This window comes from Salinisphaera sp. S4-8, assembly GCF_040361235.1.
Classification (GTDB): Bacteria; Pseudomonadota; Gammaproteobacteria; order Nevskiales; family Salinisphaeraceae; genus Salinisphaera.
Genome location: NZ_APNF01000009.1, coordinates 148,670 through 160,455, shown reverse-complemented (window position 1 = coordinate 160,455; position 11,786 = coordinate 148,670). Strand labels below are relative to the sequence as shown.

Sequence of the window (11,786 nt, the reverse complement as noted above, 5' to 3'; positions counted from 1 at the left end):
GGATTCGACACCCATCAGCTTCAAGGTCAGTGGCCCGGATGAACAACCTACTGAAAGATCACAACTAGAGCAATACCAGCGACATAAGCCACACCACGAGAATACCCACGACACCCTGAATCAGCGTGGCTACCGTCTGTGCCCGATAGGCCAGCGCCACGGGCATGCGGCTGAACTGGGATACGACCCAGAAGAAGCTGTCGTTGGCGTGGGAGACGGTCATCGCACCCGCGCCGATGGCGAGCACACATAGCGCACGCCCCATTTCGCTATCCAGGCCGATATCGCCCAGCAAAGGAGCGACGAGAGCGGAGGTCGCAACGAGTGCCACCGTGGACGAGCCCTGGGCGGTCTTGAGCGCGGCGGCCACCACGAAGGGCATGAAGATGCCGATACCCAGCGTGGACAGCGTATCGCCGATGAAATCCGCCAGCGGCGTGGCCTTGAGCACCTGGCCGAAGGCACCGCCCGCGCCGGTGATCATGAGAATGGGCGCGGCCGCGGCAATACCGGCGCTCACGCGTTGCTCCAGCGCTTCGCGGCGCTTGACCTTGGGCAGCAACGGACAGGCCGCCACCAGACCCAACGTCAGTGCGACCAACGGATTGCCAAGCAACCTCAGTACGGCGGCGACAGCGCCCTCGCCCAGCGGCGCGGACGGAAAGGCGGCAACCGACCCCAGGCAAATCAGTACGATCGGCAACAGAATCGGCACGAAGGAGGCGAATACGCCCGGCAGTACGCCCTGTTTTTCCCGGAACGCGGCGAAAGCATCCTCGGCGTTGAGCGCGTCGGCCTCTTCGGTCAACAAGCCGGCATCGGCGTCGTCGCGCCCCAGATAGCGATTCGCCCAAAGCATGCCCGCGAGCGCGGTAATCAGCGCAACGATCGCACCCAGGACGATGACCAGCCCGAGGTTATTGCCAATGCCCAGATTACCGGCGGCCGCGATCGGCCCGGGCGTAGGCGGCACAAACGTATGCGTGGCATACAGCCCGGTGGCCAGTGCCACGCTCATGGCGGTGACCGACACGTTCATACGGGCGGCGACCGCGTTCTTTAGCGAATTCAGAATCACGTACCCGGAATCGCAGAATACCGGAATCGACACCAGATAGCCGATCAGCGACATCGTGAGCGTGGGAAAGCGTTGGCCCAGCGCGCGGATGATCGTTTCGGCCATGGTCAGCGCGGCGCCGCTTTTCTCCAGAATTACGCCGATGATGGTGCCAAACACGATCACCAGGCCAATACTGCCGAGAATGCCGCCAAAGCCCTTGCCGATGGCATCGACGACATCCAGCGCCGGCACGCCGTAGGCCAGCCCGCCGAAAAAGGCGGTGACCAGCAATACCAGAAACGGGTGCAGCTTGAGCCCCGAGGTCGCGACAACGATGAACGCAATCAGGGCAACGAGAATCAGGGCATAGAGCATGGGGCAAACACAGCGCGGACACGGTCGACGAGCGCGTAGTTTGGACTATATGCAGACTACAGGGAATGTTTCAGCGCATGGGCGCCGCGATCGGCCTATCACGGCGCAGGCCGCATGGCGTTACTCATCCGGCTGCTGGGCGCCATCGCCGGGATCGTCGGCTTTGGCCGAGTTCGCCCGATGCCGATCAACGCGTTCGCACAACTCGGATTCGGGCCCCGGCCGGCCGAGCAGGTAGCCCTGAACGTATTCGCAGCCCATGGCGCGAATGGTGTCCCATTGCTTTTGAGTTTCGACCCCTTCGGCCACCACGGCCAGATCCTGGCCATGGGCAAGCGCGACGATACCGCGCGCCAATTCGTATGCCGGGCCTTCGTGATCGACTTGCTGGACGACCCGCTTGTCGAGTTTGACGAGCGCCACCGGCAGCCGCGTGAGGTAGGCAATCGATGAATAACCGCTGCCGAAATCGTCGATGGCAACGCGTGCGCCGGTTTCGGTCAGCCGCCGTAGCGCGCGTGCCATGCGTTCGAAGTCGCGTATGACGCTGCGCTCGGTCAGCTCGAACACCAGATAGCGGCCATCGACCCCGTATTGCGCAAGTGTCGCGTCCACCAGATCATGGAAATCGCGCTGAAACACTTCCGCGCCGGGCACGTTGATCGTGACGTAGGGCACAAACCGCGAATCCGCCTGCCAGGTGGATAGATACCGGCAGGCCGTTTCCAGCGCGTGGGCGACCAGCGCGCGACGCGGCCCTTTTTCGGCATCGATCACCGGGACGAACTCCGTCGGCGATACCTCGCCGAGCTCCGGGTCCTGCCAGCGGGCGAGCAATTCCACGCCCATCAATGACTGGTCCGCAGTCGCAAATATCGGCTGGGCGTGAAACGTCACCGCGCCCGAGCGCACGGCCGGTTCGAAACGGGTGCGTATCGCGGACTCGCGCCGAAAACGCTTGGCGATCGACGCATTGAACAAGGCCGTATCGCCGGCCCAGCTCTGATTCTCGTGCGCCAGCTGGGCACGGCCGATCAGCGCTACGCCGGAGTCGCCATGATCGGGGTGTACACACAACCCGCAGCTCGCCTCGAATGCAAAGCGTACGTCCTCGTGTTCGATCTCGCGCTCGGCGTGGGCACGCAGCTGTTCGCAATGACGGCGGGCGGCCTGCACCGACCCATTGAACTCGAAGGCGCCAACGAAGCCCCGCTCGGTCAGGCGGGCGATATAAATCAGGGTGTCGCCGTGACCGCGCAGATCGTCCATCCAGCGATTGATCATCGCCTGAATACGCCCCGGGCCATAGGCGAGCGACATGTCGTAGAGGTTATCGACACTCAGATAGAAGATACCCAGCTTGCGCCCTGCCTCGCGGGCCTGTTCGACCAGCAGTTCGATTTTTTCATAGGCGATGATATGGGTGGGCGATGGCAAGGCGGCATCACGATCCAGCAGCTCGGCCATACCGGCACGCGTGGATGCCAGGGCCTCGTTGAGACTGAACTCCTCTTCCACCAAAAGCGCGATCTCGTTGAGCGTTTGTCGTGCGTTGTCATCAAAGCCGCGCGGCTTGAAATCCAGCACGGCCACACAGCCAACGACCTCGCCGGCCTGCGTACGCAACGCACGCGCGGCGAAAAAACGCATATTGCGGGTGGAATCGTCCTTGACGTCTTTGCGGGCAACGTCGATGTCTTTGATGACGAACACATCACGCTGCCCGGCGGCCTCGCGACACAAGCGAATTTGTTCGGTGGCCGTGCCAAGTTGAAAGCCAAAGCGGGATTTGAACGAATACTGGCCATCATCGAACAACGCGATCAGCGCTTCGGGGGCGTCGAATATGCGGCCGAGCAGTCGGGTAAAACGATCGTATCGCTCGGCATGCGAATCTGCCCACAATTCCGAGCGCAGTAATTCGCCGACGCGTGCGTCGAGCGATTTCAGCTCGGGTGGATCCGACGTCCCGTCGCGATCGGCCCCGTCACTGGCGCGCTGCGTTTGTGCCCTACGGCGTTGCTGTGCGGTCTTGGCCGCTCCGCCTTGCGCAACGTCGCCCGCGCGCGTGTCGTTATCGTTTGTCACCCCTGCCCCGGTTGATCTGACCTGCAGCCAAACGGCCGCTGACCGTTTCGGCAATGCGTGGCCGTTGTGACCAGTTATGAGCCAGTTCGCTACGCCAACGCAACCCGGCGCGCCTGTGGCTACGGTTATATACGTCGACTTTATGCAGTCACGGGTCTGTTATCGGCATGTCCGTGTAATTGCCTAGTGCCGACCGTTGCTCGGTCCACTCGACTCGATCGAGCCGATACAGCCGCACCGGCCGGCCGTGAAACGTCATCATCTCGAAGCGCGCAAAGCCGACCTTTTCGGCCACCCGTAGCGAGGCATAATGTGACGGTTCGATAATCGCCACGATCGAGGCCACGTCTTGAACGCCAAACGCATGCGCGAGAACCGCGGTCGCCGCTTCGGCGGCCAGCCCCTTGTTCCAGTAACGCGTGGCCAGCCGGTAGCCCAGGCTCATCTGTTCGATCGCGCCGACCGCTTCCGGCGCGACGCCGCAAAAACCGATCAGCGATGCGTCGCGCTTGTCGATGAGCGCCCAAGGTCCTAAGCCGTGGGTCGCGTAACAATCACGACACCATGCAATGAAATCCCGCGTGGCGGCTTCGTCGCAGACACCGCGTAGCGAATACGACATCACGGCTGGGTCACTCAGAATCGCGGTCAATGCGGGCACGTCATCCAGCGTTAACGCCCGCATGGTCAATCGCTGCGTTTCAAGCATGGTTTGAAGCATCTACTTCACGTGCTCGCACCGCGCTAAGGGATGGTGCCACGATGTAACGTACGGCTACTCGCGCTCTTTTGCGAAGGGTCGTTAACCTTGTCGTCGGGCGTTTAGCCCGTGCGCCGGAGTATGGGCGCACTCCACAAGACCTTGCCGGCGGGCGCGGCGTGTGCCTGCTGCGTAGCGCCGGCATCTTCCATGGATACCATCAGCTTCGCCGGCGGTGTCATGCGCTGGACGGTCGCTTTACCGAGCTCCATGGTGTAGCCACCCTTTTTGTGCGGCCATTCGCCCAGCGGTATGGGATCCCCCGTCTCCGGCTTGAGCCAGGCACGCAGTATCTTGCCTTGGGGCACCTGATAGTCACCCAGGGCGACCACCTGCATTTCGTCGTCATTCGCCCAGGCGGTCACCAGCCAGCCGGTACCGGTCGGGTCGTCATAGACAATACTCGTATAGGCATGCGGCGGATTGGGTTCGCCGATGCCATGGTGATACGACGGCTGGGACAGCAGCATGCCACCCAACACCAGCGCCACCACCGACGCGGCAATCGCGACGGCCCGCCAGAACCGTGAATCATTGGCCGCCGGGGCGTTGGCAGAAGTCGCCGCGGGGGCGGCTTTACCGGACTCGTTGAGCGACAGCGCCTTCGACACGCGCGCCCATACCGAGGCCGGCGGCTGTACGGGGGCAAGGCCTAGCCCGAGACTTGCGAGTCGATGCTCCCAATAGACGAGCTCGCGATGTGCTCGCGCATCGTTTTCAAGACGCTGTTCGAAGGCTTCGCGCTGATCGGGCTCCGCCGTGCCCAGCACGTATTCACCCGCAGCAATCACCAGCTCGTCATCACGCTCTTGGGATGTCATGACGCACGCTCCCCAAGGCATTCACGCAAGCGCATCAAGCCGCGACGAATCCAGCTCTTGACCGTCCCCAACGGCGCGTCCAGGCGCTGCGAGAGTTCCTGGTGCGTCAGGCCTTCATAGTAGGCAAGCAGCACACTGTCGCGCTGCTGCGGCTGCAGCGTCTTCAGACAGGCCTGAATAGCATCAAGCGACTGCTGGTTCTCGTTCTCTTCCAGCGGTGAGAGCGCCTGCTCATCCTCGAGCAGTGTAGCCATCATGTCCGGTTCCTCCGGCATCGCCACTTCAGGGCGCTTGCGTCTGAGTACGTCCAGTGCGCGGTAGCGGGCAATCGACAACAGCCACGTCAGAGGCGCCCCCCGTTCCGGAGTGTAGGTGTCGGCCTTCTGCCAGACCCTGACATAGGCGTCCTGCAAGGCATCCTGCGCCCGCTCCGGATTACGCAGGATACGCAGCAACAACGCATAGAGTTGCGCCGACGTTGCGGCATAAAGCTGCTGAAAGGCGCGCTCGTCACCTTGGGCCGTGTCCGCCAACCACGCAGCCAGCTGCTCTCGATCAGCCACGATCTAGACGCCCGCCCCGGCGATTACACAGGGCGGCACGTTTGGTAAACGGCGTGGCGTTGGCAAGGTTGTTCTGTCGCGCAAACGCGGGTGTCGCATAGCCATTATGCGCGAATACGTCATCCATGATCCGGATAGTGTGGCGCCAAAGCGCTGGCGACACAATCGTTTTGCGCTCGCCATACGCGGTAGCGCGGTTTGCATGGCCCGCGCGCGAGCGCGATCAACCCTGTGCCGCGATCGTGCGCGTCCGCCCGATTGACGGCATTCAAAACCCGCGCGGCCGGCCCACCGCTGCAGCAAACCTATTCGCTGCGGCGAGCCCAACAGCATGCGCGCGTCCAGCCGTACGCCTGGCATGGCGCGACAATGCCAAGGCGTGGCTCCGACGGCGCTAGAGCTACGCTCATTTCTGGTGTATGAGCGATTGAAGGAGGCGGCACCCACCTGCTGAAATTAGTAAGACCAATCCCTGATTTCAGACGACAGAAGAGGTGCCACCACCATGCGAGACGATACGACGATTGCATTTACTGATCCAGCCTTTGCGGACGCGCTGTCCGATCTGGTTCGCGATGGCGCACAACGCATCATCAAACAGGCCGTTCAGGCCGAGCTCAATGCGTTTCTGCAGACGCATGCCGACCGAGACGCCGACGGGCGGCGGGCTGTGGTGCGCAACCGACCATCCCCCGCTATTGAGTAGCAGCCCGATCTGGAGTCCAATCACCCAAAGCCTGGAGATTGGACATGAAGAAGCGCTATACCGAAGAGCATATCATCGGTTTTTTGAAGGAGGCCGAGGCCGGTACGCCCGTTAAAGAGCTGTGCCGCCGGCACGGCTTTTCCGAGGCGAGCTATTACACCTGGCGGAATAAGTTCGGCGGCATGGACGTCTCGGATGCCAAGCGTCTGAAAGCGCTTGAGGCCGAGAACAGTCGCTTGAAGCGGCTGTTAGCCGAGTCGATGCTCGAAAACGAAGTCACGCGCGAGGCCTTGCGAAAAAAATGGTAACCGCAGCAGCCAAGCGCGACCTGGTGCGGTTTATGGGTCAGCGCGGCTTGGGCGAACGGCGTTCGCTGGCCGTGGTGGCGATGAGTGCTAGCGCATTCCGGTATCAGCCGGCACCCGATCGCAACGCGTGTTTACGCGTCGAAATTCTGCGCCTGGCACAGCGTTATCGACGCTATGGCGCGCCGATGATCTATCTCAAGCTTCGCCAGGCCGGCTGGTCCGTGAACCACAAGCGCGTCGAACGACTCTATGCCGAGCAAGGCCTGCAGGTTCGACGAAGACGACGAAAGAAGGTGCCGATCTCCGACCGGCAGCCATTGATACGTCCCGCTCGAGCGAACGAAGTCTGGTCGATGGATTTTGTGTTCGATCGGGTCGCCGATGGCCGTGCCATCAAGTGTTTGGGCATCGTCGACGACGCCACGCACGAGTGCGTGGCACTCGTGCCCGGTCGATCGATGAGCGGCACGCAAGTCGCCCGTGTACTCGATGAGTTGGCACTGACCCGCGGCCTGCCGACGGTCATACGATCAGACAATGGGCCCGAGTTCATTGGCAAGGCCATGCTGAACTGGGCTCACCACAATGGTGTTCAGCTCAAGCAGATCGAGCCCGGCAAACCGAACCAGAACGCCTATATCGAGTCCTTCAACGGCCGCTTCCGAGATGAATGCCTGAACGAGCACTGGTTTGTAAGCCTCGCCCATGCCACCACGATCATCCGAGGCTGGCATCGCGAATACAACGAAGAACGACCGAAGAAAGAACTCAGCGGGCTGACGCCCGCTGACTACACTGCGCAAATGGCCGCAGAGGCGGCCATTTAAACCTTGGGACTCTGTATCGAAACGCTACTAAAACCGGGGTATGGTCGGTAGCTGTCGCTATACTCATCGGCCGGTATCCGTCCATCACACTGCGGGTCAGTTCCATCCGCGCAAGGAAGATCTATTGTTCTTACTTAAAAATCCTTATTTTACTAATTCCGGACTTTAAATTGCTCAGTAGGCTCTCAATCCACATTCGCATAACGCCTAAGCTCAGTTGCCGACCGAAGCGCGGCAGCGCTTTGGGCGGTCAACTGCAGCTCATTGTTAGCTTTCGATCCTGCGCTAAAACTTCGATTCACTGCTTTAATACCGCTACTAACCCGGTAAGCACACCAATCCCGCCAGAGAGTGCAGTCAGCCAAGGAATCCAGTGCGCGCGAGCTTCGGCCCTCGCCATTTGTTCTTTACGAATTGATTCCCTAACAACCTCTATGCCGAGCCTCGTCAAATACCAGCCCCCAGTGTTCTTCCCTTCATAGAAATATCCGGTATCTGAGCCATCTTGATCGTATCGACTCGGGACTGGAACGCGGCATCGCCGGGCTTTGGTTAATAGTCGTTTCGTGAGATAAGAATCTTCTTCTTCGTCATGCATCCTTAATTCGAAATGTTGATCAGCCCGAAGCCTATCAGCCAGCTTATAATCTGATGATCGCTGGGCCTCCTCAATATCTTTCGAAAAGGATCGCTCAAGGAGTGAGCGCTGCCACGATAACTTAGTGCGCTTTGGTAACGGTAGTTTTGAAATAACTTTGAGATTTAGCATCGTTTTACGCATTAGAGCTAACGCCGAAGCTCAGTTGCCGCCGGAGCAGCCGAAGGCTGCGCAGGGAACCCAATGCGCGGCAGCGTTTTGGGCGGTCAACTGCAGCGCCTTGTTAGCATCAATAAGCGAGATGATTCAGAATCGGATTTAATTCCACAAATTTGGAACAAGCGTCTTTAAGATCAGAAGAAGCGTGATTCCAAAATACAACTTCCACTCGATAGCCGTCGCCAACTAATTGCTCTACGCACGGTATGAAGTCTCCATCGCCAGCTACAAGCGTGATGGTGTCTTCTTTTTTATCTGCCATGGTATAGGCGTCTTTTGTCATTGCCGCGACAATGCCGGTATCGATTCGTTTCTCTTTGTTTGCAACATTCCTGTCTTCAACGATTACTTCAAACCCGGCCTTTCTTGCTATTTGCCATAACGTATCGTTCGGAGGCGGTCTACTTCCGAACAAGACACAACGCTTAATAACATTGTCGTTTTCACCAGCGATGAAATGGTGAAGTCGGCCGAAATCAATCTTATAACTGTTATCTAATATCTTATTTTCCATGGCTTCATAAATATTCATCGCCATACCGGATTCGACCGCACTTACTCTTTTACCTTCGATGAAGATATTAGAGTTATCTACGTATACAAACTCAGACATTTTTCCTCCTCACGTTTTACTGCTAACGCCAAAGCTCAGTTGACGGCCGAAGCGCGCCAGCGCTTTGGGCGGTCAACTGCAGCGACTTGTTGGGCCCTACAGTTGCCATGGTTTCAAAGCCTGGAAAAGCGCGCCGCTCGGCCGAACAGAACTATATGCTCCGTTTTCAATCCAGGAGTACGACTCCAGCCAAGCCGTCTTTTCGCGCACCAAGCTTACGAGCTGATCATGTTCGATCAAATACCAATACTCGTCGGCGGGAAAAGCAAGATACAAATTCTTGCCGACATATTTCTTAGCGATAAATAGACGCGACTTAAGCTGTACTTTAAGAGTATTGGTACCGTCTTTGTGGTAGGCGAGAAAGTCAGCGCCTTGCCAGTCATCAGCGAGCTTGATGCAGTTGAATCCGTAATCCGCCAGCTCTCCAGCAATTTTTGGAAGTTGAATACTTCTTTCTGCTTCGCGTTCAACTCTGAATATTGAATCTTTTCGAGCTTCATTGTTTTAGGCCCAACGCCTTAGCTCAGCCGCCGCCGGAGCGGCCGAAGGCCGCGGAGGGAACCCGAAACGCGCCAGCGTTTTGGGCGGTCGGCTGCAGCGCCTCGTTGTACGTGAACTGCCTCACTTGACGCTCCTCGAAAGCCGGCCCGCGGACCGCCAAAGCCGACGTGCCAAAAGAAAGAAATCTCCGAACTCGAACTTACCGCGGATAGCTGCCGACGGGAAGACGCCGAGCCTAGCGAAGCCGAGAAAGTGCCCAGGATTCGATGACTATTGAGCGAAGGGGCCGAAGCCAAGCTACTTCGCCGAATCACCTACCGAACACCGAAGCCCAACCCGCATACAAATCCAACCGCCGTACAACGCCGAAGCTCAGTTGCCGTCCGAAGCGCGGCAGCGCTTTGGGCGGTCAACTGCAGCGACCAGTTAGCTCTATTTCTCCCATATCGGTTTCCGCTCAGCTTGAGTGAGTAGGTTATGCAACCCAATCATAGCTACATGGATATCGGCTGAAGCCGACCTAAGCTCGGCGATGCTGACCTGTTTGACTTCGGGCTTCAGTTTTCCTCTAGCGCTAAGCGCCGAGGTGGCCACAGTGCCGGTCTCCGGATCCATGCTTAAAGCTTGATGCATAAAGCGATTTCTCTTCTTCTGCACCTGTTTTATCTTATTCACAACCTGGCGATAGCCAGCTAGGTGCGGAAACTCGTCGTGAAGCTCGTGTAGCAACGTTTCCAATATATCAATTCGTTGCTTGAAATTAGCATGTGCGGTGACAATCGCGGATCGCCAATCAAGCATCTCGTCGTAGCCCGTCAGCTTGCTAATAGCGACGTTGACACTAGACTCTAGCGATCCGAATAAAACCGATATTCGCCCGACCTCTTTTAGGTAATCGGGAGGCAAAGGCCAATCTTGAGGAAACTGGTAGTTTTTCATTTGGAGCTAACGCCTAAGCTCAGTTGCCGCCGGAGCAGCCGTAGGCTGCGGAGGGAACACAAAGCGCGCCAGCGCTTTGGGCGGTCAACTGCAGCGCCACGTTAGGCTCGGCTATTGGATATAGTAATAATCAACTTGAATAATTGGATCCTCCTTCTCCTGCCCTAAGACCGTCTCATATTTTTGTGTCCCGTTGTATCGACCAAAGACCTTTACAACATCGTCTGTTATGATTTTTGATCTTTTCGAAAACGTTAAAAGTACCGGCTGGCCCATGTAGCCCAAAAACTCGACCCGTTCGGTTTGAATCATGGCCATGTCGTCCCCGATAATCTGATTAACAGAACCGACGAATTTAAGCTTCTGGCCTTCGTCATATTCGTTAAGCGTCGCTTTGCGATAATCGAGCTGAAGCGCATCGTTCTCGTAAGATGCTTCGGTTGGCTTCGGTGCGGTTATGCTAGCAACGCTTCGGGCTTTGTAATCCTCGTATGAAACGGCAAAAAACCCAAAAACGAAAATGAAACCTACTATCAGTGCCAGAGCTGTGAATATTGGTTTAGCCCAAGGACGGTGGTTATAGTTCGAACCATATTTTTCTTTAACGAACTTAGCCTGTTTTCGCCCCGCCGCAAAATACCAAATAATGAGATATAGAAAGCCGAGTCCTGCAGCGCCGGAAGGAATAAATATTCCAAATATGACAATCAGTATGCTTGCCCAGAACCATATATTTGATGAGCGAGCACGGCTGTTCTCGCCAAGCTCTCGCCAGTTTTTTGTAACTAGATAAGACCCGAAAATGGGACTGAAGAGCAAACTCCAATTAGCTGCGGCATTTGGATTCCACAAAAATGGCTTGGATGATTCAGCCGACTGCGGCTTGTCTGATGAACCACCTTCCGTTTGAAGTGGTTTCCCACACGCTGAACAAAATTTCCCCGCATCGTTATTTTCTTTTCCACATTCAGAACAGAACATCAACTTCTCCCTTTTGGTTTTCGGCCTAACGCCCAAGCTCAGTTGCCGGCCGAAGCGCGGCAGCGCTTTGGGCGGTCAACTGCAGCGATTTGTTAGGTAGACTCATCGCGGATTAATTGTTTTTTGTAGCGATAATCGATTAATAGCCAAACCAAAATACTCCAGAGCAAGCCTGCAACCGGAAGCATTACTATATAAGCAAAGAGCAACAGTAAACCGAGCTTAGTAGACCATATACAGTTGATTATTGCTGCTACAAGAACGAATAGGAAAAACCGTTTGCCAAAACGTAATGCCCAACCGCGTATTCCATACTCTATCGCGAATTTCCAGAAGCCTTGCTCTCGTATTTCAGGCCACCTTCCAAATCCGTCAGCATATTGCAATCTTTTCTCTCCCAGAGCTCGATCAGATTAGCCTTTAT

12 protein-coding genes and 1 pseudogene are annotated in these 11,786 nt (G+C 57.1%); 2 read left to right on the top strand and 11 right to left on the bottom strand.

From position 1 onward, the window contains the following. Window positions 1-64: 64 nt before the first annotated feature. The 5 genes from S4A8_RS14490 to S4A8_RS14470 all read right to left on the bottom strand — a co-directional run bounded on the left by S4A8_RS14490 (window position 65) and on the right by S4A8_RS14470 (window position 5,667). A complete protein-coding gene (locus S4A8_RS14490; RefSeq protein WP_353220663.1) occupies window positions 65-1,435 on the bottom strand; it encodes a GntP family permease in 1,371 nt (456 codons plus the stop codon). Between the two features lie 120 nt (window positions 1,436-1,555). Beyond that, window positions 1,556-3,523, bottom strand: a complete 1,968-nt coding sequence (locus S4A8_RS14485) for an EAL domain-containing protein (protein WP_353220662.1) — start codon at window positions 3,521-3,523, stop codon at window positions 1,556-1,558. A gap of 148 nt (window positions 3,524-3,671) precedes the next feature. Beyond that, window positions 3,672-4,232: a GNAT family N-acetyltransferase gene (locus tag S4A8_RS14480; RefSeq protein WP_353220661.1), complete on the bottom strand. Its 561-nt coding sequence runs from the start codon at window positions 4,230-4,232 to the stop codon at window positions 3,672-3,674. 113 nt (window positions 4,233-4,345) lie between these two features. Beyond that, window positions 4,346-5,104, bottom strand: a complete 759-nt coding sequence (locus S4A8_RS14475) for an anti-sigma factor (protein WP_353220660.1) — start codon at window positions 5,102-5,104, stop codon at window positions 4,346-4,348. After that, window positions 5,101-5,667 carry a sigma-70 family RNA polymerase sigma factor gene (locus S4A8_RS14470; protein WP_353220659.1) on the bottom strand — a complete coding sequence of 189 codons (567 nt, stop codon included), beginning with the start codon at window positions 5,665-5,667 and terminating at the stop codon, window positions 5,101-5,103. The genes S4A8_RS14475 and S4A8_RS14470 overlap by 4 nt, the downstream gene beginning before the upstream one ends. Before the next feature lie 505 nt (window positions 5,668-6,172). Between S4A8_RS14470 and S4A8_RS14465 the strand changes: the two genes are divergently transcribed. Both S4A8_RS14465 and S4A8_RS14460 read left to right on the top strand, forming a co-directional pair. Beyond that, on the top strand, window positions 6,173-6,373 hold the full coding sequence (locus S4A8_RS14465; protein ID WP_353220658.1) for a hypothetical protein: 201 nt from the start codon (window positions 6,173-6,175) through the stop codon (window positions 6,371-6,373). Between the two features lie 44 nt (window positions 6,374-6,417). Then, a pseudogene (locus S4A8_RS14460) lies at window positions 6,418-7,508 on the top strand (IS3 family transposase). A gap of 298 nt (window positions 7,509-7,806) precedes the next feature. Here S4A8_RS14460 and S4A8_RS14455 read toward each other — a convergent pair. The 6 genes from S4A8_RS14455 to S4A8_RS14430 form a co-directional block, all read right to left on the bottom strand. Then, window positions 7,807-8,289: a hypothetical protein gene (locus S4A8_RS14455; RefSeq protein ID WP_353220657.1), complete on the bottom strand. Its 483-nt coding sequence runs from the start codon at window positions 8,287-8,289 to the stop codon at window positions 7,807-7,809. A gap of 106 nt (window positions 8,290-8,395) precedes the next feature. Continuing rightward, window positions 8,396-8,938: an NYN domain-containing protein gene (locus tag S4A8_RS14450; protein WP_353220656.1), complete on the bottom strand. Its 543-nt coding sequence runs from the start codon at window positions 8,936-8,938 to the stop codon at window positions 8,396-8,398. Between the two features lie 236 nt (window positions 8,939-9,174). Next, a complete protein-coding gene (locus S4A8_RS14445; RefSeq protein WP_353220655.1) occupies window positions 9,175-9,441 on the bottom strand; it encodes a hypothetical protein in 267 nt (88 codons plus the stop codon). Between the two features lie 433 nt (window positions 9,442-9,874). Then, a complete protein-coding gene (locus S4A8_RS14440) occupies window positions 9,875-10,381 on the bottom strand; it encodes a hypothetical protein (RefSeq protein WP_353220654.1) in 507 nt (168 codons plus the stop codon). Window positions 10,382-10,492: 111 nt separating this feature from the next. Next, window positions 10,493-11,362 carry a zinc ribbon domain-containing protein gene (locus S4A8_RS14435; protein ID WP_353220653.1) on the bottom strand — a complete coding sequence of 290 codons (870 nt, stop codon included), beginning with the start codon at window positions 11,360-11,362 and terminating at the stop codon, window positions 10,493-10,495. Window positions 11,363-11,454: 92 nt separating this feature from the next. After that, window positions 11,455-11,748 (bottom strand): hypothetical protein, encoded by a 294-nt coding sequence (locus tag S4A8_RS14430; protein ID WP_353220652.1) that lies wholly within the window; start codon window positions 11,746-11,748, stop codon window positions 11,455-11,457. Window positions 11,749-11,786: the final 38 nt, after the last annotated feature.

Bases quoted from the DNA above. Each gene is read 5' to 3' on its own strand.
- S4A8_RS14490 (WP_353220663.1), bottom strand. From the start codon at position 1,435: ATGCTCTATGCCCTGATTCTCGTTGCCCTGATTGCGTTCATCGTTGTC.
- S4A8_RS14450 (WP_353220656.1), bottom strand. From the start codon at position 8,938: ATGTCTGAGTTTGTATACGTAGATAACTCTAATATCTTCATCGAAGGT.
- S4A8_RS14480 (WP_353220661.1), bottom strand. From the start codon at position 4,232: ATGCTTGAAACGCAGCGATTGACCATGCGGGCGTTAACGCTGGATGAC.
- S4A8_RS14435 (WP_353220653.1), bottom strand. From the start codon at position 11,362: ATGTTCTGTTCTGAATGTGGAAAAGAAAATAACGATGCGGGGAAATTT.
- S4A8_RS14455 (WP_353220657.1), bottom strand. From the start codon at position 8,289: ATGCGTAAAACGATGCTAAATCTCAAAGTTATTTCAAAACTACCGTTA.
- S4A8_RS14475 (WP_353220660.1), bottom strand. From the start codon at position 5,104: ATGACATCCCAAGAGCGTGATGACGAGCTGGTGATTGCTGCGGGTGAA.
- S4A8_RS14440 (WP_353220654.1), bottom strand. From the start codon at position 10,381: ATGAAAAACTACCAGTTTCCTCAAGATTGGCCTTTGCCTCCCGATTAC.
- S4A8_RS14465 (WP_353220658.1), top strand. From the start codon at position 6,173: ATGCGAGACGATACGACGATTGCATTTACTGATCCAGCCTTTGCGGAC.
- S4A8_RS14445 (WP_353220655.1), bottom strand. From the start codon at position 9,441: ATGAAGCTCGAAAAGATTCAATATTCAGAGTTGAACGCGAAGCAGAAA.